The sequence below is a fragment of the Streptomyces seoulensis genome, assembly GCF_022846655.1.
GTDB lineage: Bacteria > Actinomycetota > Actinomycetes > Streptomycetales > Streptomycetaceae > Streptomyces.
Genome location: NZ_AP025667.1, coordinates 2,367,940 through 2,392,095 on the forward strand (window position 1 = coordinate 2,367,940; position 24,156 = coordinate 2,392,095).

Genomic DNA, 24,156 nt, shown 5'->3' on the forward strand with positions numbered 1-24,156 from the left:
CCCCCCCGAACCACCGCACCTTTTCGAAGACTTACGACGAGAGTCCGCCATGTACGAGCTGTCCCGCGTCCGCCTCTACTCCATCGGGCCCGCCGGCGCGCGATACGCCGACACCGTGCTCGATATGCGGGGCGTGGGCGCGCCCGTGCCCGACCCGGCCCCCACCCAGGCGGAGTTCTTCGAGGAGGAGCCGGTCGGCCCGCCGCGCCGCCCCGCGCCCGCCGGTGTGCTGTTCCTGGAGAACGGCGGCGGCAAGTCAGTGCTGCTCAAGCTGATCTTCTCGGTGATGCTGCCCGGCCACCGCAACACCCTGGGCGGCGCCAGCTCCGGCGTGCTGCGCAAGTTCCTGCTCGCCGACGACTGCGGGCACGTCGCGCTGGAGTGGCAGCACGTGCAGACCGGCGAGTGCGTGGTCGTCGGCAAGGTCAGCGAGTGGCGCGGCCGTCAGGTCTCCAACGACCCGCGCAAGTTCGCCGAGGCCTGGTACTCCTTCCGGCCCGGCCCCGGCCTTAGCCTGGACAACCTGCCCGTCGCCGAGTCCACCGCCGTACGGCCGATCGTGGAGGGTGCCTCCGGCGCCCAGGGGCGCCGCCGCACCATGAAGGGCTTCCGCGACGCCCTCATGGAGGCGGGCAAGAACTACCCGCACCTGGAGGCGCACTGGGAGGAGACCCACGAGCGCTGGACCGAGCACCTCGGCGAGCTGGGCCTGGACCCTGAACTCTTCCGCTACCAGCGGGAGATGAACGCCGACGAGGGCGAGGCGGCCGGCCTCTTCGCGGTCAAGAAGGACTCCGACTTCACCGACCTGCTGCTGCGCGCCGTCACCGACACCCGCGACACCGACGGCCTCGCCGACCTCGTCAGCGGCTTCGGCAACAAGCTGGGCCGCCGCGCCGAACTCATCGCCGAACGCGACTTCACCGCGGGCTCGGTCGACCTGCTCGGCCGTATCGTCGAGGCCGCCGACGCCCGCGCCCGCGCGCGGGACGTGCACACCGGTGCCGAGCGCCGCACCCGCACCCTGGCCCGGCGGCTGTCCGCGCGTGCCGTGCGCGAGCGGGTCCGCGCCTCCGACCTCGCCCAGCGCGTCACCGCCGCCGCCTACGCCGTCACCCACTCCGAGGGCGCCCGCGAACGCAGCTCCCTGGTCGCCGCCGAACTCGCCTACCGGCATGCCTCGCTGTCCCTCGCCGCCGCCGAGAAGGCCGCCGCCGCGCAGAAGCGCGAACTGGCCGACGCCCGCACCCTGTTCTCCGCCTGGCAGGCCGCCGAGGCCGTACTGCGCCACCGCGCCGCCGCCGACCGCGTGGCCCGTGTCTCCGCCGCCATCCAGGAGGCCGAGCGGGACGCCGCGCCCGCGCTCGCCGCCCGTGCCAGGGCCGCCGTCGACCTCGTACGCGCCCTGCACGCCGCCGCCGGGAACGCCGAGGCCCTCGCCAACGAGGAGGAGGAGCGCTCCGCCGCCCTCCAGGAGGTCAGCGACAGCGCCTACCGCGACTCCACCTCCGCCGCCACCGACGCCCAGCGCGCCCGCAGCGAGATCGGGCACCTGCGCCAGCGCCTCACCGAGGTCGAGCAGGAGACGGCCGAGGCGGTCCGCGCGGGCTGGCTGGACGACAGCGCCCCCGACGCCGACCCCGCGCGGGCCGCGCTCGCCGCCAGCGACGCCGAGAAGACCACCGTCGCCGCCTGGGACACCGCCCGCGAGGCGGCCCGCGCGGCCGTCGAGCACGCCCGTGAAGCGGCCGCCGCCGAGTCCCGCGCCGAACTGACCGCAGCCCGCGCGGCCGACGCCGCGACCGCCGCCGGACGCGCCCACGACGCGGAGCGGCGCCTCGCCGAGGCACTGGCCGCCGAGGAGCGCCTCGCGGAACTGCTCAGCCTCCCCGCCGCCGGCTCCGCGCGCTCGGCCATCCCCGCCCCGCGCGACGGCTCCGAATCCGGTGAGCCGGTGCGCGACAGCGCCACCGAGGGCCCGCTCACCGCCGAGGAACTCGACCGCTTCGCCGACGAACTGCGCGGCCTGCTCGACGCCGCCGTGTCCGCAGCCGAGCGCACCCTGTTCGACCTGCGCACCGCCGCGGCCGACGACACCCGCATCCTCTCCGCGCTCGGCGACGGCGGCCTGCTGCCGCCCGGTCCCGACGTGCTGGCCACCGTGGAGTTCCTCGGCGAGCACGGCATCCCCGCCCTGCCCGGCTGGCGCTACCTCGCCCAGGCCGTCGACCCCGCCGACCACGCGCGCGTGCTCGCCACCCGCCCCGAACTGGTCGACGGTGTGATCATCACCGACCCCGACACCCACGCCCGCGCCCGCCAGACCCTGGGCGAGGCGGCCCTGCTGCCCCGCTCCGCCGTCGCCGTCGGCACCGCCGCCGCCCTGCTCGCCCCGGCGCCCGCCGCCGACGCGCAGCCCTCCGACGCCTCCAGCGTCTTCCTGGTGCCGCCGAACCCGGCCATGCACGACGAGCACGCCGCCGACGAGGAACGCCAGGCGCTGCGCGCACGGGCCACCGAACGCGACGAAGAGATCCGGACGCTGGCCGCACGCCTCGGCAAGGACCGCGAACTCGCCGCCCGGCTCGGCTCCTGGCGCACCGGCTGCCCCGCCGGACGGATCGTCGAACTCGCCGCCGGCGCCGAAGAGGCCCGCGCCTTCGCCGAGGAGGCCGAGGCCGAACTCACCGAGGCGCGCACCGCCCGCGCGGAGGCCGAGGAGACCGCCGCCGAGGCCACCGGGCTGCGCGACGAACGGCAGGAGGCCGCCCAGCGCGCCAGCCGCGTCGCCGACGCCCTCGCCGGACTCGCCCACCGGCTGCGCGAGCGCGCCACCTGGCAGGTCAAGCTGCGCGAACTGGCCGACGACGCCGCCGAGTCCGAGGCCCGTACCCAGTCCTGCCTGGAGCGCGCCCGCGCCGCCGACGAGGACCGCCGCGCCACCCAGCGCGCCGCCGACGACGCCCGCCGCACCGCCCGCGCCCTGCGCGCCGAGCGCGCCGAGATCGCGGGCGCCCCCGACGACGTCCCCGAGGCGGAGGACGGCACCCCGAAGTCGTCCCTGCCCGCGCTCCGCGAGGCGTACCGGGCCGCCTCCCAGGTGTACGAGAAGGTCGGCGTCGGCGCCGACCTGCGCGCCGAACAGGCCCGCGCCGAGAGCGACGAGAGCGGCGCCCGCGCCGACCTGGACCGGCTCAGCAACAAGGTCCGCACCCGCGCCGAACAGCTCCTGCAGTCCCCCGACGGCTCCGACGGCCCCTCCCGGCAGTCGGCCGCCGCCCGCGCCGAGGAACTGGTGCAGTTGCTGGAGACCCGCATGTCGACCGCGAGCGAACAGCTCGGCCGGCTGCGCGGCGAGGCCGAGCGGCACGCCCCCGAGGAGGGCGAGGCGCACACCGAGCTGTCCGAGGAACTGGTCCCGCGCGACGCCGAGCACGCCCAGGCCCTGCTGCGCACCGCCACCGGCGAACTCGCCACCCGCACCGAGGCGCTGACCGAGGCCCGCGCCGCCCATGCCGAGCTCCAGCAGGCCCACCGGTCCGCCGAGGACGCCGCCGGAGGCTTCGACGAGACCGCGGCCATGCTCCGCGACCTCCTGCGCGAACCGGCCGCCGAGGACGAGCGCGAGGACCCCGAGCCCTACCCCGGCACCCTGGAGGAGGCCCGGCAGGCGGCCACCGAGGCCCGCCGCTCGCTGCGCGGCTGCGCCGCCGACCTCTCCACCGCCGACGCCGCGGTCCGCGAGGCGAGCGACATTCTCGTCCGGCACGCCAACTCCACCCGTTACGAGCAGGTCCGCACCCCCGCCAGGCAGCAGATCCGCGAACTGCCCGCCGCCGCGCTGCCCGAGCACGCCCAGAAGTGGGCCGACGCCTTCGCGCCCCGGCTGCGCGTCCTCACCGACGAGCTGGCCCAACTGGAGCGCAACCGCGACTCGATCGTGGACCGGCTGCGGGGCCTGGTGGAGTCCTCCCTCGCCACGCTCCGCTCCGCACAGCGGCTCTCCCGGCTGCCCGAGGGGCTCGGCGAGTGGTCCGGCCAGGAGTTCCTCCGCATCCGCTTCGAGGAGCCCGACCAGGCCACCCTCACCGAGCGCCTCGGCGAGGTCATCGACGAGGCCACCCGTGCCGCCGTCAAGAAGAACTCCGACCTGCGCCGGGACGGCATGTCCCTGCTGCTGCGCGGAGTCGCGGCCGCGCTCCAGCCGAGGGGCATCGCGGTGGAGATCCTCAAGCCGGACGCCGTGCTGCGCGCCGAGCGGGTCCCCGTCGGCCAGATGGGCGACGTCTTCTCCGGCGGCCAGTTGCTCACCGCCGCCATCGCGCTGTACTGCACGATGGCCGCCCTGCGCTCCAACGACCGGGGCCGCGACAAGCACCGGCACGCCGGCACGCTGTTCCTCGACAACCCCATCGGCCGCGCCAACGCGACGTACCTGCTGGAGCTCCAGCGGGCCGTGTCCGACGCGCTGGGCGTCCAGCTCCTCTACACCACCGGTCTGTTCGACACCACCGCGCTGGCCGAGTTCCCGCTCGTCATCCGGCTGCGCAACGACGCCGACCTCCGGGCGGGGCTGAAGTACATCAGCGTCGAGGAACACCTCCGGCCGGGCCTTCCCCAGCAGCCGGTCGCGGGGGAGACGGTGCGCAGCGAGATCACCGCGACCCGGATGTACAAGCGCCCGGCGGCCGTCACGTCCTAGGCGTAGGGCGGTCAGTCGGACGCGGGAGCGGGCAGGGAGGTCTCCTCGGGGACCTCCAGGCGGTGTTCGGCCAGGACGCCGGTGCGGTGCCGCTGGACGAACCAGTAGTAGGCGAAGCCGCCGCCCGCGATCACGGCCACGAACAGCACCGCGCCCCAGCGCAGGTACCAGTGCTGCGGCGGGGCCGCGTTGTAGACGGCGGCGCGCGGCCAGATCAGGTTCAGGGTCATGCCCGCGCCCCACACCACCGCGACCACGTTGACGAGCAGACCCCAGCGGCCCATGGAGAACCGCCCCTCACCGGCCGGGGTCCACCGGCCGCGCAGCCGCGCCACCAGCATCGGCGCGGTCACGCCCAGGTAGGCCAGGTAGATCATGATGATGCCGATGCTGGTGACCACGGTGAAGATCTGCGGCTGGCGGATGTTGACCACCAGGATCGCCAGCGCCAGCACCCCGATCACCACGGCGGGCACCACCGGGGTCCGGAAGCGCGGGCTGACGCGGGCCAGCAGCGAGGACGCGGGCAGGTTGTTGTCCCGTGCCATGGCGAACGCCAGCCGGATCGCCGCCGTGTGCACGGCCAGCGCGCACACCGTGACCGCGATCAGCACGCACCACAGCATCCCCTTGCCGGCCGTCGGCCCGAGCACGTCCAGCACCACGTACTGGAGCCCGTCGGTGGAGAGCTTGTCGCCCTTGAGGCTGGAGACGCTCATCAGCGCCAGCAGCAGCACCAGACCGCCCAGCACGAAGGAGGCGATGATCGCCCGCAGGATGGCGCGGGGCGCGTTGCGGGACGGGTTCAGCGACTCCTCGCCGAGCGAGGCCGCCGTGTCGAAGCCGTACATGACGTACGCGGACGCCAGCGACGCCACCATGAACGCACCGAGATAACCGGCGTCGTGGCCCGCCCCGGTGCCGTTGGTCTCCAGCACCACCTGCGGCCCGCGGGTGATGTGGACGGCCAGCATGACGATCAGCACCACACTGGCGATCAGCTCGATGAACACCCCGGCCGCGTTGATCGTGGCCATCAGCTTCACCCCGAAGGCGTTGACCAGCGTGGTGAAGAGGATCAGCACGGTCGCCAGGACGACCGCGTTGGTCGCCACGTCGTAGGTGCCGGTGCCGTCCCCGACGAACTGGAAGACGGACGAGATCTGCGGCAGCGTGAGCTGGTAGGCGAGCGCCACCGCCGCGATCGACACGATGGACGCGATCAGCATCATCCACCCCGCCAGCCAGCCCAGGTGCGGATTGCCTATCCGCTTCGACCAGTTGTAGACCGAGCCCGCCACCGGATGGCGGGCCGCCAGCTCCGCGAAGCACAGGGCCACCGCGAACTGGCCCACGAACACCAGCGGCCACGACCACCAGTAGGCGGGGCCGCCGCTGCCGTAGCCGAAGTAGAAGAGCTGGAAGGTGCCGGTCAGGATCGAGATGTAGCTGATCCCGGCGGCGAAGGTGTGGAAGTTGCCGAGGGTGCGCTTGAGTTCGGGCCGGTACCCGAACTCCGCCAGTTCGCTGTCGTCCTCGCCGTGCGCGTCCGGTGCCGGGCCTGGGGTGGTCATCGGGACTCCTGGGGGCCGTGGGATGAGGAGGGGTGGCCGGTTCCTACCCCGCTTCGGCCCTCACGGAGCCTCCTCGCCCAGCATCCGCAGCAGCCACGCGTGGAACGCCCCGATGTGGTGCTCGGTCGGCACCAGCACCCCGCCCTCGCGGTAGGCGCGCGAGGACATGGCGGGCTGGGTGCGCTCGCACGCCTCGAAGTCCTGGACGTTGACCCGGTGGAACAGTTCCGCCGACTTCGACACGTCGGCGCCGGACGCCACCACCTCGGGCGCGTACAGCCAGTCGCACTCCACCACCGTGCGGTCCTCGGCCAGCGGGAACATGCGGTGCAGGATGACGTGGTCGGGGACGAGGTTGACGAAGACGTTGGGCCGGACCGTGATGGCGTAGTACCTCCGGTCCTGCTCGGCGGCGACGTCCGGGAGCCGGCCGAAGCCCGCGCTGCCGTCCACCGTGAACCCCTCGACGTCCGCGCCGAACTCCGCGCCGTGGCCCACGTAGTACTGGGCCGCGTAACCGTCCGCGAACTCCGGCAGCACATCGGTGAGTTCGGGGTGGATCGTGGCGCAGTGGTAGCACTCCATGAAGTTCTCGACGATCAGCTTCCAGTTGGCCCGCACGTCGTAGGTGACGCGTTTGCCGAGGGCCAGGCGTTCGGTGCCGTAGTGCTCGATGGCGGCCGGGTCGCCGAGCCGCTCCACGGCCGCGTGCTCCACCGTCTCCTCGAAGGAGGGCGGTTCGTCGGCCAGGCACACCCAGGCGTAGCCCAGCCACTCGCGCAGGGCGACCTTGATCAGCCCGTACCGGTCCCGGTCCACGTCCGGCATCTTCGTCAGGTCGGGCGCCGCGGCCAGCCTGCCGTCGAGCCCGTACGTCCAGGCGTGGTACGGGCATTGCAGGCCGCGGCGGACCTCGCCTGACTCCTCGGTGCACAGCCGGGCGCCCCGGTGGCGGCAGACGTTGAGGAAGGCGCGCAGCGCGCCGGTGCGGTCGCGGGTGACCAGCACGCTCTCCCGGCCGACCTGGACCGTGCGGAACGCGCCGGGCCGGTCCAGGTCGGCGCTGCGCACGGCGCAGAACCACATCGACTCCAGCAGCGCCTCCTGCTCGCGCCGGAAGACCCCGGGGTCGGTGTAGTAGCGGCCGGGGAGGGTGGCGATCAGGCTGGGGGAGACCGGGGACGTCGTCATGGCTGGGCTCCTCGGGCGGCCGGGGCGGTGAGGCGGGCGGGATCGAACAGGCCGGTCGGGTGCGCGGTCGAGCCGGTCAGCGCGAGGTCGGCCAGGATCTCGCCGACGACGGGCACGAACTTGAAGCCGTGCCCGGAGAACCCGCAGGCCACGGTGACCGACTCCGGGTGCGCGGGATGCCGGGCGATCACGAAGTGCTCGTCCGGGGTGTTGGAGTACATGCAGGTGGCGGCCTTCAGGAAGGTGCCCGGCAGATCGGGGATCAGCGCGGACATGTGGTCCGCCATGGCCCGCACCTCGTGCTCGTGCACGGTCCGGTCGATGGTCTCCGGCGTGGTGTCCTGCCCCTTGCGGAAGAAGGCGACCTTGGCGCCCTTGTCGGGCCCGTCGATGGCCGGGAAGCCGTACACCTGGACGCCGTCCGCGTCCTCCCAGATGTATACGGGGTGGCGCTCCGGCACGAACGCTCCGGTGCCGCCCTTCGGCTGGAACCAGTACATGACCTGCCGCTCGACCGTGATCGGTACCCCGATGTCCGCGAGCAGCCGCGGCGCCCAGGCGCCGGGGCAGATCACCAACTGCCCGGCGGTGTACGTGTTCTCGGCGCTGTGCACACGCACCCCGTCCCGGTACGGCTCCCAGCGCAGCACCGGCTCCTCGAACCGCAGCTCCGCGCCCTGCCGGGTGGCGAGCTGGAGATGGGCGGCGACCATGTTCTCCGGGCGCAGCAGGCCCGCCTTCGCCTCGAACAGGGCCACCTCGTCGTCGGCCGGGGCGAGGGTCGGGAAGCGCCGGCGTATCTCCTTGGCGTCCAGCAGCTCGTGGGGCAGGTCCCACTCGGTCGCCGAGCGCAATGAGCCGGAGACGGTACGGGAGCCCGGCGGCCCGGCCATCACCCCGCCGCACAGCACGGCGACGTTGCGGCCGGTGGCCCGCTCCACCTCCTCGTACAGCTCGTAGGCGCGCAGCAGCAGCGGCACGTACGCCGGGTCCTCGAAGTAGGACTGCCGGGTGATGCGGGAGCCGCCGTGGCTGGAGCCCCGGTCGTGCACCGGGCCGAACTTCTCCAGCCCGAGCACCCGGGCGCCGCGCGCGGAGAGATGGTGGGCGGCGGCGCTTCCCATGCCGCCTAGCCCGATGACGATCACGTCGTAGGTGGGGGACACTTATGCGGACCTCCTGGGGCGGGCCGGCCGGTCAGCGGCGGATGCGGGTCATCTGCGGGTCGAACAGCGGCTCCTCGGCGACGGTCGCGGGGACCTTCTCGCCGAAGTACCCGATGTGCACGCCGGTGCCGGGGGCGAGGCCCGCCGGGAGCCAGGCGTAGGCCACGCACCGGCGCAGTGTGTAGCCGTAGGCGGCGCTGGTCACGTAGCCCGCCGTGGAGCCGTCCACCGACACCGGCTCCTTGCCGAGTACCACGGCGGCCGGGTCGTCCAGCAGCAGCGGGGTGAGCCTGCGGGCGGGCTCGGGGCGGTCGCGCAGGGCGTCGCGGCCCACGAAGTCGCCCTTGTCCATCCGGACGGCGAAGCCGACGCCCGCCTCGTACGGGGTGTGCTCGGCGGTCATGTCGGTGCCCCAGGCGCGGTAGCCCTTCTCCAGCCGGAGCGAGTCGAAGGCGGACCGCCCGGCCGCGATCACCCCCAGCTCCCGGCCCGCCTCCCACAGCGTGTCCCAGAGCCGGAGGCCCAGGTCGGCGGTGGTGTACAGCTCCCAGCCCAGCTCGCCCACGTAGCTCAGCCGCATGGCCGTGACCGGCACGTGCCCGAGGTGGGTCCGCCTGGCCCGGAAGTAGCCGAAGGCCTCGTGGGAGAAGTCGTCGCCGGTCAGCGGCTGGACCAGGGCACGGGCCAGCGGGCCCCAGACGCCGATGCAGCAGGTGCCGGAGGTGATGTCCCGGATCCGCACTCCCGCACTCTCGGCTCCGCTCGGGCGGGACGAGCCCCCGGCGGGGGCGTGCCGGAGCAGATGGTCCAGGTCGGCCGGGGAGTTGGCGCCCACCTGGAAGTGGTCCTCGGCCAGCCGGGCCACGGTGAGGTCGGACCGGATGCCGCCGGACTCGTCCAGGAGCAGGGTGTAGGTGACCGCGCCCGGCTTCTTGCGCAGGTTGTTGCTGGTCATGCGGTCGAGGAAGGCGAGCGCGCCGGGGCCGGTCACCTCCAGCCGGCGCAGGGGGGTCATGTCGTACAGGGCGACGCCCTCGCGGGTCGCGCGGGCCTCGGCGGCGGCGACGGGGGACCAGTGGCGGGCCGACCAGGGGTCCCGCTCCGGGAGGTCCTCGCCGAGCCGGGCCACCAGCGGGGCGTTCGCCTCGTACCAGTGCGGGCGCTCCCAGCCACCGCCCTCCAGGAACACCGCGCCGAGCTCCTGTTGGCGGGAGTGGAAGGGACTGACGCGCAGCGGGCGGGGCCGCTCCATCGGCTGCAGCGGGTGGATGACGTCGTACACCTCGACGAACTGCTGTGAACCGCGTTCACGGACATAAGCGGGTGAATGCTGCGCTTCCTCGAATCGCGTGACATCGCAGTCGTGCACGTCGATCGACGGTCGGCCGTCAACCATCCACTCGGCCACCGCCCGCGCCACACCCGCGGAGTGTGTGACCCAGACCGCCTCGGCCAGCCAGAAGCCGCGCAGTTCACGGGCCTCCCCGAGCAGCGGCATGCCGTCCGGTGTGAACGAGAAGACCCCGTTGAACCCGCTCTCCACCTCCACCCCGCGCAACGCGGGCAGCAGCCGCCGGGCGTCCGCCCAACTCGGCTCCCAGTCCGCCTCGGTCAACGGGTACGAGGACGGCATCTCCATGTCCCGCGCCCGCGCCTCGTCGTACGCCGGGACGGTGAAGGGGTCCACCGGCAGCGGCCGGTGCGCGTACGAGCCGATGCCGATCCGGTCGTGATGCTCCCGGAAGTACAGGTCGGCGTCCTGGAAGCGGAGGACGGGCCGGGTCGCCTCGGCCGACGCCCCGCCCAGCCCGGGCACCGGCCCGGTCCGCGCGTACTGGTGCGCCAGCGGCTGCAGCGGTACGTCGATCCCGGCCATGCGGCCGATCACCGGCCCCCAGAAGCCCGCCGCCGAGACGACATGGTCGGCGGGGAAGACTCCCCGGTCGGTGACGACTCCGGTGACTCGGCCGTCCGCCCGCTCGATGCCGGTGACGGTGTGCCGGTCGAGGAAGCGGGCACCGCGCGCCGTGGCCCGTTCGAGCTGGGCGCGGCAGGCGGGCAGGGCACGGGCCAGCCCGTCCTCGGGGGTGTGGAAGCCGCCCAGCACCGCCGACTCGTCCAGCAGCGGCCACAGTTCCTTGCAGCGGGCGGCGCTCACCACCTCGCCACGTACTCCCCAGGCCGCGGCGAGCCCGGCCCTGCGGTGCAGGTCGGCGAGGCGTTCGGGGGTGGTGGCCAGTTCCAGGCCGCCGACCGGCTCGAAGCAGGGGACGCCGCCGTGGCCGAGCGAGCCGAACTTCTCGACGGTGTACCGGGCGAACTCCGTCAGCGTCTTCGACGGGCTGGTCCGGAAGACGAGCCCCGGCGCGTGCGAGGTGGAGCCGCCGGGGGCGGGCAGCGGGCCCTGTTCGAGGACGGTGACGTCCGTCCAGCCGCGCGCGGTCAGCTCGTCGGCGAGGGAGCAGCCGACGATCCCGGCGCCGATGACGACGACACGCGGGGAGGTCTCGGGGGACGGGTACGGACGGTCTTCGGGCGTGACGGACATGCCCCTCCTTGTGCGGGCGGGGATGGGGACCGGGTCGTGCCGGGTGTCGTACCGGGGCAAGGCGGGGCAGCGTGGGGCGGGCGTCGGGCAGGCCGGGTGTCGGGTCGGGCGAGGTCTCGGTCAGAGGACGACGACCGAGCGCAGCACCTCGCCGCGCCGCATCCTGGCGAACGCCTTCTCGACCTCGTCGAGGGCGACGGTCTCCGAGACGAAGGCGTTCAGGTCGAGCAGCCCGTAGAGGTACTGGTCGATGAGGAACGGGAAGTCGCGGCTGGGCAGGCAGTCGCCGTACCAGGAGGACTTGATCGCGCCGCCCCGCGAGAACACGTCGATCAGGGGCAGTTCGACCTTCAGGCCGGGCTCGGGCACGCCGACCTGGACCAGCAGCCCGGCGTGGTCGCGCATGTAGAAGGCCTGGGTGAAGGTCTCCGGGCGGCCCACCGCGTCGATGGCGACGTCCACGCCGAAGCCGCCGGTGAGTTCGCGGACGGCGGCCACCGGGTCGGTGCCGCGGGAGTTGACGGTGTGCGTGGCGCCGAATCTCTCCGCCTGGTCCAGCTTGCGGTCGTCGATGTCGACGGCGATGACCTTCATGGCGCCGTTCAGACAGGCGCCGGCGATGGCCGCGTCGCCTACGCCGCCGCAGCCGATGACGGCCACCGAGTCGCCCCGGCCCACCTGGCCGGTGTTGACCGCCGCGCCGTAACCGGCCATCACCCCGCAGCCGATGAGACCGGCCGCCTCGGGCCGGGCCGCCGGGTCGATCTTCACCGCCTGCCCCGCCGCGACCAGCGTCTTCTCGGCGAACGCCCCGATGCCGAGCGCGGCCGTGAGCGGGGTGCCGTCGGTGAGGGTCATCGGCTGGGCGGCGTTGCGGGAGTCGAAGCAGTACCAGGGGCGGCCCCTGCGACAGGAGCGGCAACGGCCGCAGGGCGCCCGCCAGGCCAGTACGACGTAGTCGCCCGGCCGGAGATCCCCGGCTCCCGGACCCACGGCCGACACCGTCCCCGCCGCCTCGTGGCCGAGGAGGAACGGGAAGTCGTCCGTGACCGCGCCCTCCCGGTAGTGCAGATCCGTATGGCAGACCCCGCACGCGCGCACGTCCACCAGCACCTCACCCGGACCCGGATCGGGGACGACGACCGTCCGGAGCTCGACGGGCGCCCCGCGCTTCGCGGCGACTACGGCACGGACCTCGTGTGGCACGACAAGCTCCTCTGCTGTTGCGCTGTGCACGACGGGTTGCGTGGTGAGGAACATAGTGAGAACGCCGCGACAGCACCGTCAAGAGGTACGCGTTAACCCTTGGCAAAACGCGTCCGGGGTGCCGAAACCGCCCCGACACACGGCGGTCCGGAGCCCCCGCACACGGCGGCGCGGCACCGGGAACTCCCTGGTGCCGCGCCGTGATCGCCCTGATGGGCGGTGGTCGCAGGGCCGGTCCGACCGATGTCCGCCCGGCCCTCCGTCAGAAGCCGTAGCCCATGCGCCGGGACAGCTCCTCGCCCGCCGCCGCCATCCGTTTCGCCACCACCGACAGCCGCTCCGGGCCCAGCCGGTACACCGGCCCGGACACGCTGATCGCCGCGATGACCTTGCCGTCGTGCGCGCGGATCGGCGCCGCGGCGGCCGCGAGACCCAGCTCCAACTCGTCGGTGGTCACGGCGTATCCCCGCTCCAGGACCGACTCCAGCTCGGTGCGCAGCAGCGCGGTCCCCGTGACCGTGCGCTCGGTGAACCGGGGCAACGGCCGGGCGAGGAAGCCCTCGCGCAGGGTCGGCGGCATGTGCGCGAGGAGCACCTTGCCGCTGGAGGTGGCGTGCAGCGGGGTGCGCCTGCCGAGCCAGTTCTGCGCGGTCACGGAGGCGGTGCCGCGGGCCTGCATGACGTTGACGGCGGCGTCGTCGTCGAGCACCGCGATGTTCACGGTCTCGCCGAGCTCGTCGGCCGCCTCGCGGCAGACCGGGACGCCCTCCTGGGAGATGTCCAGCCGCACCGCGGCCGCGCCCGCCAGGCGCAGCACGCCGGCACCCAGGTAGTACTTGCCGCGGTCGCCGGTCCGGGTCACCAGGCCCCGGTTCTCCAGGACGCCGAGCAGCCGGAACGCCGTGGACTTGTGGACGTCCAGCTCGTCCGCGATCTCGGTGACGCCCGCCTCACCGTGCCGGGCGAGGATCTCCAGCACGCTCACCGCGCGGTCCACCGACTGCACGGAACCGGTCGTGCCGCGACCTCCGCCCCGCTCCGGGGAATCGTCGTTCCCGCTGGTCTTCCCGTCGGCGTCGGACCGCTTCTGCGTGCGGCTCATGGCTCAACTCCCACCACCTGGCGGCCCGGTCCGGGCCGCATCTGCGGGAAGCCCTTGACGCGACGGTCGTCCCGCGCGGATTCTGTTGCGCATGGCGCTGGTTGGTGCGCCATGCGCAACATCATGTTACCGAAGCGTCCGTGTCCCGGAAGGGGTGCGGATCTCCCGGACCTGTCCGGCCGACCCTGCCCCGCACCCGTTCACGCCCTTTCGCGCCTCCGGCGTCCCCGCCGTGCGCGACCCTGCCGACCGTCTGCACCGACCCCGGCCCGGGCCGAGCGTCCGGACCGAGAGGGGGGACCCCGTGATTCCCGTCTGCCGCGTCGAAGACCTCCCCGAGGGTGAGTCCGTCCGTATCGACACCACCCCGCCGATCGCCGTGTTCCGCACCGTCGACGGCGCCCTGTACGCCGTCGACGACACCTGCACCCATCAGGACGCCTCGCTCTCCGAGGGCTGGCTGGAGGGCTGTCTCATCGAATGCCCGCTGCACGCCGCCTCCTTCGACCTGCGTACCGGCGCCGCCACCTGCCTTCCGGCCCGCCACCCGCTGCGCACCCACCTCGTCACCGTGGACGAGGGCGTCATCCACGTCCACGTCACGGTGCGCGAGGGAACGGCCGCCTGAACGCGCCCCCGCGGACAAGGAGTCACCGCACATGAGGACCGTGACCATCGTCGGCGCCTCCCTCGCCGGGCTGTACGCGGCACGCGAGCTGCGCGCGCAGGGGTACGAGGGCCGGCTGGTCGTCGTCGGCGACGAACCGCACCCGCCCTACGACCGCCCTCCCCTCTCCAAGGACTTCCTCACCGGCCGGCTGGACGAGGACCGCCTCGCCCTCCTGGACGCCGAGGAGAGCGGCGAACTCGACGCCGAATGGCTGCTCGGCGTCCGCGCGCGGGGCCTGGACACCCGGACCCGCACCGTGCTGCTGGCGGACGGCCGCACCCTCGCCACGGACGGCCTGGTCATCGCCACCGGCGCCACGGCCCGGCGCCTGCCCGGTGCCCCGGCGGGCGTCCACACCCTGCGCACCCTGGACGACGCCCGCGCCCTGCGCGCCCGGCTCACCGAGGGCGCCCGACGGGTCGTCGTGATCGGGGGCGGTTTCATCGGCGCCGAGACCGCCGCGTCCTGCGCCGCCCTCGGCCACGAGGTCACCGTCGTGGAGGCCGCCCCGCTGCCGCTGCTGCCCCAACTGGGCCCGGAGATGGCCGCCGTGTGCGCCACGCTGCACCGCCGGGCGGGCGTACGGCTGCTCACCGGTACGGGGGTGGTGAGCGTGCGGCACAGCGGGTCGGCCACAGCCGTGGAGCTGACGGACGGCCACACCCTGACCGCCGACGTCGTGATCACGGGCATCGGCGTGGTCCCGAACACCGCCTGGCTGGCGGGCTCGACGCTCGCCGTGGGCGACGGTGTGCTCTGCGACGACGGCTGCGTGACCGGGCTGCCCCAGGTGGTCGCGGTCGGCGATGTCGCCCGCGCCGGCGGCATCCGCGCCGAGCACTGGACCTCGGCCACGGAACAACCCCGCGTCGCCGTGACCAACCTGCTCGCCGGGCGGACCGTCGCCACACTGCGGCCGGTGCCCTACTTCTGGTCCGACCAGTACGGCTCCCGCATCCAGTTCGCCGGGCGGTACCGGGCCGGGGACACCGTCCGCGTCACCGAGGGCGAACTGCTCGACCAAGGGCCGGGCGAGGCGGGCTTCCTGGCCCGCTACGAGCGTGACGGCCACACCGTCGCCGTGCTCGCGGTGGACCGGCCCCGCCCCTTCGTCCGCGCCCGGCGCGAACTCGGAGGGGTGGTGCGGACCGCCACGATGTGAGTGCCCTGGGCCCGCGCGGGCCACCCGGACCTCAGGGGTGGGACAGCCGCTTCGCGCCGCCCCGCCTGGCTATCCGCGCCTGGTCCCGCCGCGCGACCCGCTCGCGCCGCCGCGCCGCCCGCCGCTCCCGGCGCAACCGCCGGGCCGTGCTGCTCGGCTCGGAGACCACTCCGTACCGCTGGTTCCACACCTGGCGGGTCACCCACACGTCGACGACCGCCCAGGTCGCCACCACCGTGCCGGCCACGCTGCTGATCACCATCGGGAACGCCAGCCAGGACCCCGCCAGCGTGCACAGGAACGCCACCATCGCCTGGACCAGCGTCACCGCGATCACCAGCACCGCCCGCACCGCGGCCGTACGCACCGGGTCCGCCATCCGGCGCCGGCGCGCGGGCTCCTCCACCCACAGCGGCCGGTACGCCGACCGCTGACCGCCGTTCGCCACGCCGCCCCGCTCGCGCGCCGGTGTCCCGCGCTCCGGCGCCACCTGGCCCGGAATCCCCGCAGGGCGCTCCGCCACTCTCACCTCGGGCGCATCGCGCCGCTCCGCCGTGCCCATCACCGTGTCACTCCCCACCGCCGACAGACCGCTCGCCCCGGGACCCGAAGGCCCCCGACTCCCCAGTGGCTGCCCGGCTTGCGCTGTTTTACGCGGCCGGGGCGAAGGATGCGGCCCTGTGGCCGATTCCCTCCCCGTCTCCCCATGTGAACGACGAACGGCACACCTCGATGATTCCCGACTTGTGAAAATTTCCAGCCAACCGGTGTCCGTACTGTTTCGGCCCGCTTCCCCTGGACCCCTCCCCTCGCGGCCGCAATCTCCCCCAATGCCCTGACAACTCGCCATCTCTCGTCCCGCACAAGGGAGTTCACGCACCAGACACGTCTTCGAGTCACCTGCGACGCGGTAGTAGGCTCGCGCCGTTCCAAGTCGGACACACGTACCCCGACGGGGTCGAGCTGGGGGAGGCCATGCGGTTTCGCGGGAAGTCGATCCGCCGGAAGATCGTGGCGCTGCTTCTCGTGCCGCTGGTGTCCCTGACCGTCGTCTGGGGCTTCGCCACCGTTCTCACCGGCAGCGAGGTCGCCCAGCTCCTGCGCGTCTCCCGCGCGGTGAAGGACATCGGCCACCCCACCGAGGACACCGTCCGCGACCTCCAGCGCGAGCGCCGCCAGAGCCTCGTCTACCTCGCGGACCCGCGTGCCGCGAACGCCCTCGCCACGCTGCACCGCTCCCGCACGGCCACCGACCAGGCCCTCGCCACCCTCCGCGCCAACGCCCGGAACCGCGAGACCCGCGACGCGATCCGCGGCGAGGACGGCGAACGGCTCACCACCGCCCTGGACGCCCTCGGCGGTCTGGAGTCCCTGCGCCGCAGCGTCGAGGCGCGCACCGTCAGCCGCGCCGAGGCCCTCGACCTCTACAACCGCCTGGTCGACCCCTGCTACGCCCTGGTCGCCGCGGTCGACGGCGTCGACGACGTGGAGATGGACAAGCAGGCCGCGGCCCTCGTCAACACCGGCCGCGCCCGCGAACTCCTCTCCCGCGAGGACGCCCTGCTCGGCTCCGCGCTGGTCGTCGGCAGCCTCTCCCGCGCGGAGGCCCGCGAGATCTCCGACCTCGTCGCCCAGCGCACCCTGCTCTACGACGTCAGCCTCCCGCTGCTGCCCGCCCCGGAACGCGACCGGTACGACCGGTACTGGCACAACGCGGCCACCGCACCCCTCAGGACGGCGGAGCGCGATGTCGTCGAGACCGGCGCCGGCATCCCGCGCGGTGTCACCACCGCGAGCTGGCACGCCGTCGCCGGAGGCGTCCTGGAAGACCTCGGCACCATGGAGGACCAGGCAGGCTCCCGCTTCCGGGACCGGGTACGGCCCGTCGCCTACGGCGTCATCGCCCAGGCCGCCGTCGCCGGTGTCCTCGGCCTCGCGGCCCTCCTCGTCTCCCTCGTCCTGTCCGTGCGCGTCGGCCGCCGCCTCATCCGCGACCTGAAGCGGCTGCGGACGGAGGCGCACGAGGCGTCCGCTGTCCGGCTGCCCCACGTGATGCGGCGCCTCTCCGCCGGGGAACCGGTCGACGTGGAGAGCGAGGTGCCCCGGCCGGAGTACGACCAGAACGAGATCGGCGAGGTGGGCCGGGCCCTCAACACCCTCCAGCGGGCCGCCGTCGAGGCCGCCGTCAAGCAGTCCGAGCTGCGCGCCGGCGTCTCCGAGGTGTTCGTCAACCTCGCCCGCCGCAGCCAGGTGCTCCTGCACAAGCAGCTCACCCTGCTGGACACCATGGAACGCCGCACCGAGGACACCGACGAACTCGCCGACCTCTTCCGGCTGGACCACCTCACCACCCGCATGCGCCGGCACGCCGAGGGCCTGGTGATCCTCTCCGGCGCCGCACCCTCCAGGCAGTGGCGCCGACCGGTACGGCTCATGGACGTCGTCCGCGCCTCCGTCGCCGAGGTGGAGGACTACGAGCGCCTCGAGGTACGGCGGCTGCCGCGCGTCGCCGTCATCGGCCCGGCCGTCTCCGACCTCACCCACCTCGTGGCCGAGCTCCTGGAGAACGCCACGCTGTTCTCGCCCCCGCACACCAACGTCCACGTGGTGGGGGAGCGGGTCGCCAACGGCTTCGCCCTGGAGATCCACGACCGCGGCCTCGGCATGACCGCCGAGGCGCTGCTCGACGCCAACCTCCGGCTCGCGGAGACCCCCGAGTTCGAGCTGTCCGACACCGACCGTCTCGGCCTCTTCGTGGTCAGCCGTCTCGCCCAGCGCCAGCACGTCCGCGTCTCCCTCCAGCCCTCTCCCTACGGCGGCACCACCGCCGTCGTCCTCATCCCCGACGCGCTGCTGACCGACGACGCCCCCGACACCAACGGCATCGGCATCCGGCTCGGCGACCTGTCCAAGGAGACCGAACGGACCAGGGAGCGCGTTACTGCCCGGCCCCAGCCCGTGGCGCGAGTGGTGGACGAACCGGCCGGGCTGGGCGCCTCCGTGGACCGACGCGCTCTCGACACCTCCGCCGAAACGTTTCCGGGGGCCCTGGCCGACGAGGACAGCGAGCTCGGCGGCATCTTCCGCGCCCGCAGCCTCGCGCCGGCCGACGCCCTGGACCCCGCCGACGGGTCCGGCCCGCTCTTCCCGCCGCCCCGGCCCGAGCCGCCGAAGCTGGTGAGCTCGCACGGCGAACCCGTCACCTCGCGCGCGGAACCCTTCGGCGCCGAACCCGACGGCCCGCCCCCGCTGCCCACCCGGCGCCGCGGCGACTCCGGCAGGCGCCCCACCCCCCGGACCGCCCGCACCGCCACCGCCGAGCAGCCCGAGCCCCCGTCCGCCGGCCCCGACGCGATGCCCCCGGAGCTCCCGCGGCGGACCCGGCCCGACCCGAGCGCCCCCGACCCGATCAGCTCGGCGGCCTCCCACGGAACCGCACCCGCCGGACCTGTCCCCGGGACCACCCGGCCCGCGGCGGCCGACGGCACCGCCCCGCTGCCCCGGCGCGTGCGCCAGGCCAACCTGGCGCCACAGCTTCGCCGCGAACCCGAGCGGCGTACCGAGAACACCTCCGAGCCCGCCGTACGCGACGCCGACGAGGTCCGCACCCGGATGGCCTCGCTCCAGCGCGGCTGGGAGCGCGGCCGCGAGGAGAACGCTGAGGGCGACCGAGCCCACAGCGGCACAGCACAAGGAACGACTGAGGGAGACGGTCGATGACCGCACCGAATGCGACCGGCCACACGGACACCAAGAAGAAGGAGCTGAACTGGCTCCTCGACGACCTGGTCGACCGGGTCGCCAGCATCCGCAAGGCCGTCGTCCTGTCCGGCGACGGCCTGGCCATGGGGGTGTCCTCGGACCTGACCAGGGAGGACAGCGAACACCTGGCCGCCGTGGCCTCCGGCTTCCACAGCCTTGCCAAGGGCGTGGGCCGCCACTTCGAAGCGGGCACCGTCCGGCAGACCGTGGTCGAGCTGGACGACGCCTTCCTCTTCGTGACCGCGGCCGGTGACGGGAGCTGCCTCGCCGTGTTCTCGGACGCCGACTCCGACGTGGGCCAGGTCGCCTACGAGATGACACTGCTGGTGAAGCGGGTCGGCGTCCATCTGGGCAGTGCCCCGCGCAGCGAGCCGCCCGCGGGCGGGTAGTCGTCAAGACATGAGCGGAGAGGGTCAGAGAAGCGGCCACTGGTTCGACGACGAGGCGGGTCCCGTCGTCCGCCCGTACGCCATGACACGTGGCCGCACCACCAGCCCCGGCCAGCACGTCCTCGATCTGATCGCGGTCGTCGTCACGGAACCGGACGCCGGCGACCCCGAGGAGGACCCGACGCTGGCGCCGGAGCACGTGGAGATCGTCGGGCTCTGCCGGGACGAACCGCAGTCGGTCGCCGAACTCGCCGCCGGGCTCGACCTTCCCGTAGGCGTCGTACGCGTCCTGATCGGCGACCTCGTGCACGCCGAACTCGTCCATGTGACCCGCCCGGTGCCCCCGGCCGAGCTGCCGGACGAGAGTATTCTGCGTGACGTGATCGACGGCCTCCGGGCGCTGTGACCAGCGCGGAAGCGGGGTGGTGACGTGACAGGCTGGGAGTTCTGGATCGATCGGGGCGGCACCTTCACCGACATCGTCGCGCGCCGCCCCGACGGCCGGCTGCTCACGCACAAACTGCTCTCCGACAACCCCGCCCGGTACGCCGACGCGGCCGTGGCGGGCGTCCGCGAACTGCTGAGAGGCTCCCCGGAGCCCGTCGACTCGGTCCGGATGGGCACCACCGTCGCCACCAACGCGCTGCTGGAGCGCAAGGGCGAACGGACCCTGCTGGTGATCACCCGCGGTTTCCGCGACGCCCTGGAGATCGCCTACCAGAACCGCCCGCACATCTTCGCCCGCCACATCGAACTCCCCGAGCGGCTCCACGCGCGCGTGGCCGAGGTGGACGAGCGCATCGCGGCCGACGGCACCGAACTGCGCGCCCCCGACCTGGACGCCCTGGAGGGCGAGCTGCGACGGGCGTACGACGACGGCATCCGCGCGGTCGCCGTCGTCTGCCTGCACAGCCACCTCCACCCGGCCCACGAGCAGGCCGTCGGCGAGCTGGCCGAGCGGATCGGCTTCCCCCAGATCTCGCTGTCCAGCGAGGTCAGCCCGCTGATGAAGCTGATCCCGCGCGGCGACACCGCCGTGGTCGACGCCTACCTCTCGCCCGTGCTCCACCGCTACATCCGGCACGTCGCCGACGAACTGCGGGACGTACGGCTGATGTTCATGCAGTCCAACGGCGGCCTCACCGAGGCCGGGCAGTTCCGCGGCAAGGACGCCGTGCTCTCCGGGCCCGCCGGGGGCATCGTCGGCATGGCCCGCATGTCGGAACTGGCCGGGCACGACCGTGTCATCGGCTTCGACATGGGCGGCACCTCCACCGACGTGTCGCACTACGCCGGGGAGTACGAGCGCGTCTTCACCACCCGGATCGCGGGCGTCCGGCTGCGCGCCCCCATGCTGGACATCCACACCGTCGCCGCGGGAGGCGGGTCCGTCCTCCACTTCGACGGCTCCCGCTACCGGGTGGGCCCCGACTCCGCCGGAGCCGACCCCGGCCCGGCCTGCTACCGCGCGGGCGGCCCGCTCACCGTCACCGACGCCAACGTGATCCTCGGCCGCATCCAGCCCGCCCACTTCCCGGCCGTCTTCGGCCCCGAGGGCGACCAGCCGCTGGACGTCACCGCCGTACACGACTCCTTCGCCGCGCTCGCCCGCGAGATCCGCGAGGCCACCGGTGACGACCGCACCCCGGAACAGGTGGCCGAGGGATACCTGCGCATCGCGGTCGCGGGCATCGCCAACGCGGTGAAGCGGATCTCCGTACAGCAGGGCCACGACGTCACCCGCTACGCCCTCACCACCTTCGGCGGAGCCGGCGGCCAGCACGCCTGCCGGGTCGCCGACGCCCTCGGCATCCGCACCGTCCTGGTACCGCCCATGGCCGGTGTCCTCTCCGCGCTCGGCATCGGCCTGGCCGACACCACCGCCATGCGCGAGCAGTCCGTCGAGGCACCCCTGACCGAGGCGGCCATGCCCGGCGTCCGAGAGACCGCCGACGCACTCGAGGCGGCCGCCCGCGCCGAACTGAGCGCGGAGGACGTGCCGGAGGACCGCGTCGAGACCGTCCGCCGCGCCCAGCTCCGCTACGACGGCACCGACACCACGCTCACCGTCGAACTCACCGACCCCGGCGCCATGCGGCACGCCTTCGAAGAACGCCACCGCGCCACCTACTCCTTCACCCTCGACCGCGAGATCGTCGTCGAAGCCCTCTCCGTGGAAGCCACCGGCATCACCCCGCCCCCCGATCTCTCCGCCCTCGCCCCCTACGAGGGCCACCCCGCCACCCCCGGGACGGTCCGCCTGCACACCGGTGGCGCCTGGCGCGACGTCCCCCTCCACCACCGGGAGACCCTTCCGCCCGGCGACACCGTCACCGGCCCCGCGATCGTCACCGAGGCCGGCACCACGACCGTCGTCGACGAGGGCTGGCACGCGACCGCGAACGACAGCGGACATCTGGTGATGGAACGGACAGTCGTCATGGAGAGTTCCCAGACCGCCACGGAAGTCGACCCGGTCCTGCTGGAGGTCTTCAACAACCTCTTCATGTCGATCGCCGAACAGATGGGCGCCCGGCTGGAGTCCACCGCCCAGTCCGTCAACATCAAGGAACGCCTGGACTTCTCCTGCGCCCTCTTCGACCCGGACGGGAACCTGGTGGCCAACGCCCCGCATATCCCCGTCCACCTGGGCTCGATGGGCACCAGCGTCAAAGAGGTCGTCCGGCGCAGGGGCGCGGACATGCGGCCCGGCGACAGCTACGCCGTCAACGACCCGTACCACGGCGGCACCCACCTGCCCGACGTCACCGTGATCACCCCGGTGTTCGGCGGCGGGCCGGGTGAGCCCGAGATCCTCTTCCACGTCGCCTCGCGCGGCCACCACGCCGAGATCGGCGGCATCGCCCCCGGCTCCATGCCCGCCGACAGCCGCACCATCGACGAAGAGGGAGTCCTCTTCGACAACTGGCTGCTCACCGAGGACGGCCGCCTCCGCGAGGAGGAGATCCGGCGCCTGCTCGCCGACGCCCCCCACCCCTCCCGCGACATCGCCACCAACCTCGCCGACCTGCGCGCCCAGATCGCCGCCAACCAGAAGGGCATCGACGAACTGAGCCGCATGATCGAGGAGTTCGGCCTCGACGTCGTCCAGGCGTACATGCGACACGTCCAGGACAACGCCGAGGAATCCGTCCGCCGCGTCATCGACACCCTGGACGACGGGGAGTACGCCTACGAGACCGACGCGGGCGCCGTCATCCGCGTCCGGGTGCGCGTCGACCGTGCCGCGCGCCGCGCCACCATCGACTTCACCGGCACCTCCGCCCAGCTCGGCACCAACTTCAACGCCCCCTCGGCCGTCGTCGACGCGGCCGTCCTGTACGTCTTCCGCACCCTCGTCGCCGACGACATCCCGCTCAACGACGGCTGCCTGCGCCCCCTCGACATCGTCGTCCCGCCCGGCTCCATGCTCGCCCCCGAGCCGCCCGCCGCCGTCGTCGCGGGCAACGTGGAGACCTCCCAGGCCCTCGTCGGCGCCCTGTACGGCGCGCTCGGCGTGCAGGCCGAGGGCGCCGGCACGATGAACAACGTCACCTTCGGGAACGACCGCCACCAGTACTACGAGACGATCGCCTCCGGTTCGGGTGCGGGAGACACCTTTCCGGGTGCCGATGTGGTGCAGACCCACATGACCAACTCGCGGCTCACCGACCCCGAGGTGCTGGAGTGGCGACTGCCCGTCCGCCTCGACGAGTTCGCGGTACGACGGGGGAGCGGCGGCGCCGGGCGGCGGCGCGGCGGGGACGGCGCGGTGCGCCGCATCCGCTTCCTCGAACCGATGACGGTCTCCACCCTCTCCCAGCACCGCCGCGTCCCCCCGTACGGTATGGCGGGCGGGGCACCCGGCGCCCTCGGCGCCAACCGGGTCGAGCATGCCGACGGCACGGTCACCGACCTGGGCGCCAGCGGCTCGGCCGAGGTCGCGCCCGGTGACGTGCTCGTCGTCGAGACCCCTGGTGGCGGCGGCTACGGCACGCCACCGCCCGACCCTTCCGGTAGAAACGCCCACCCGACAGATCCCCACCGAGCAGGAGAAGCGAGCGATGGTCTTCGAGCGACGAGCTGACCGCGGCAAGCCCCCCGTCGAGCCCGTCACGCTCAAGATCCTGGTGGCCGGAGGGTTCGGCGTCGGCAAGACCACCATGGTCGGCGCGGTCAGCGAGATCCGGCCGCTGCGCACCGAGGAGGTGCTGACCGAGGCCGGGCGGCCCGTCGACGACACCGACGGCGTCGAGAGCAAGCGCACCACCACGGTGGCCATGGACTTCGGGCGCATCACCCTCCGCGCCGACCTCGTGCTCTACCTGTTCGGCACGCCCGGCCAGGAGCGGTTCTGGTTCATGTGGGACGAGCTGTCCGAGGGTGCGCTCGGCGCGGTCGTCCTGGCCGACACGCGCCGCCTGGAGGACTGCTTCGCGGCCGTCGACTACTTCGAGCGGCGGTCGATCCCGTTCGTCGTCGGCGTCAACTGCTTCGAGGGAGCAGACCGTTACCCCGCCGAGTCGGTCCGCAAGGCGCTCGACCTCGACCCGGAAGTGCCCGTGCTGCTGACCGACGCCCGCGACCGGGAATCGGTCAAGACCGTGCTGATCGGGGTCGTCCAGCACGCCATGGAGCTGGCCGCCGAACGCCGCCGCGCCCTCGCCACCTGACGGGTGGGGCG

15 protein-coding genes are annotated in these 24,156 nt (G+C 73.5%); 8 read left to right on the forward strand and 7 right to left on the reverse strand.

Features of this window, described 5'->3' with window-relative positions; all coding sequences use genetic code 11:
• The first annotated feature begins 49 nt into the window (after positions 1 to 49).
• A complete protein-coding gene (locus HEK131_RS11070) occupies positions 50 to 4,702 on the forward strand; it encodes a hypothetical protein (protein WP_244334621.1) in 4,653 nt (1,550 codons plus the stop codon).
• Between the two features lie 11 nt (positions 4,703 to 4,713).
• Here HEK131_RS11070 and HEK131_RS11075 read toward each other — a convergent pair whose 3' ends face one another.
• The 6 genes from HEK131_RS11075 to HEK131_RS11100 all read right to left on the reverse strand — a co-directional run bounded on the left by HEK131_RS11075 (position 4,714) and on the right by HEK131_RS11100 (position 13,393).
• Positions 4,714 to 6,276 carry an APC family permease gene (locus HEK131_RS11075; RefSeq protein WP_217460708.1) on the reverse strand — a complete coding sequence of 521 codons (1,563 nt, stop codon included), beginning with the start codon at positions 6,274 to 6,276 and terminating at the stop codon, positions 4,714 to 4,716.
• Positions 6,277 to 6,336: 60 nt separating this feature from the next.
• On the reverse strand, positions 6,337 to 7,467 hold the full coding sequence (locus HEK131_RS11080; protein WP_217460707.1) for an aromatic ring-hydroxylating oxygenase subunit alpha: 1,131 nt from the start codon (positions 7,465 to 7,467) through the stop codon (positions 6,337 to 6,339).
• Positions 7,464 to 8,633: an N-methyl-L-tryptophan oxidase gene (solA, locus tag HEK131_RS11085; RefSeq protein ID WP_244334623.1), complete on the reverse strand. Its 1,170-nt coding sequence runs from the start codon at positions 8,631 to 8,633 to the stop codon at positions 7,464 to 7,466. The genes HEK131_RS11080 and solA overlap by 4 nt, the downstream gene beginning before the upstream one ends.
• Before the next feature lie 31 nt (positions 8,634 to 8,664).
• Positions 8,665 to 11,181 carry a GcvT family protein gene (locus HEK131_RS11090; RefSeq protein WP_244334625.1) on the reverse strand — a complete coding sequence of 839 codons (2,517 nt, stop codon included), beginning with the start codon at positions 11,179 to 11,181 and terminating at the stop codon, positions 8,665 to 8,667.
• Between the two features lie 120 nt (positions 11,182 to 11,301).
• Positions 11,302 to 12,387: an S-(hydroxymethyl)mycothiol dehydrogenase gene (locus HEK131_RS11095; protein ID WP_244334627.1), complete on the reverse strand. Its 1,086-nt coding sequence runs from the start codon at positions 12,385 to 12,387 to the stop codon at positions 11,302 to 11,304.
• Between the two features lie 262 nt (positions 12,388 to 12,649).
• Complete coding sequence (locus HEK131_RS11100) at positions 12,650 to 13,393, reverse strand: IclR family transcriptional regulator (RefSeq protein ID WP_244451984.1); 744 nt, start codon at positions 13,391 to 13,393, stop codon at positions 12,650 to 12,652.
• Between the two features lie 400 nt (positions 13,394 to 13,793).
• Between HEK131_RS11100 and HEK131_RS11105 the strand changes: the two genes are divergently transcribed.
• Together HEK131_RS11105 and HEK131_RS11110 are read left to right on the forward strand one after the other, a co-directional pair.
• Complete coding sequence (locus HEK131_RS11105; RefSeq protein ID WP_244334629.1) at positions 13,794 to 14,117, forward strand: bifunctional 3-phenylpropionate/cinnamic acid dioxygenase ferredoxin subunit; 324 nt, start codon at positions 13,794 to 13,796, stop codon at positions 14,115 to 14,117.
• 31 nt (positions 14,118 to 14,148) lie between these two features.
• Positions 14,149 to 15,321: an NAD(P)/FAD-dependent oxidoreductase gene (locus tag HEK131_RS11110; RefSeq protein ID WP_244334631.1), complete on the forward strand. Its 1,173-nt coding sequence runs from the start codon at positions 14,149 to 14,151 to the stop codon at positions 15,319 to 15,321.
• A 31-nt stretch (positions 15,322 to 15,352) separates the two neighbouring features.
• On the opposite strand, the gene HEK131_RS11115 is transcribed toward HEK131_RS11110, so the two are convergent.
• A complete protein-coding gene (locus HEK131_RS11115; protein ID WP_217460729.1) occupies positions 15,353 to 15,883 on the reverse strand; it encodes a hypothetical protein in 531 nt (176 codons plus the stop codon).
• A 413-nt stretch (positions 15,884 to 16,296) separates the two neighbouring features.
• On the opposite strand from HEK131_RS11115, the gene HEK131_RS11120 reads away from it, so the two are divergent.
• From HEK131_RS11120 to HEK131_RS11140, 5 genes are read left to right on the forward strand one after another with little or no spacing between them, the layout of a single operon-like run.
• Positions 16,297 to 19,041, forward strand: coding sequence for a sensor histidine kinase (locus HEK131_RS11120; protein ID WP_244334633.1), 2,745 nt, complete (start codon positions 16,297 to 16,299; stop codon positions 19,039 to 19,041).
• A complete protein-coding gene (locus tag HEK131_RS11125; RefSeq protein ID WP_217460699.1) occupies positions 19,038 to 19,472 on the forward strand; it encodes a roadblock/LC7 domain-containing protein in 435 nt (144 codons plus the stop codon). The genes HEK131_RS11120 and HEK131_RS11125 overlap by 4 nt, the downstream gene beginning before the upstream one ends.
• A gap of 10 nt (positions 19,473 to 19,482) precedes the next feature.
• Positions 19,483 to 19,878 carry a DUF742 domain-containing protein gene (locus tag HEK131_RS11130; protein WP_217460698.1) on the forward strand — a complete coding sequence of 132 codons (396 nt, stop codon included), beginning with the start codon at positions 19,483 to 19,485 and terminating at the stop codon, positions 19,876 to 19,878.
• A gap of 24 nt (positions 19,879 to 19,902) precedes the next feature.
• Positions 19,903 to 23,559, forward strand: a complete 3,657-nt coding sequence (locus HEK131_RS11135; RefSeq protein WP_244334635.1) for a hydantoinase B/oxoprolinase family protein — start codon at positions 19,903 to 19,905, stop codon at positions 23,557 to 23,559.
• Positions 23,537 to 24,145: a GTP-binding protein gene (locus HEK131_RS11140; RefSeq protein WP_217460696.1), complete on the forward strand. Its 609-nt coding sequence runs from the start codon at positions 23,537 to 23,539 to the stop codon at positions 24,143 to 24,145. The genes HEK131_RS11135 and HEK131_RS11140 overlap by 23 nt, the downstream gene beginning before the upstream one ends.
• Positions 24,146 to 24,156: the final 11 nt, after the last annotated feature.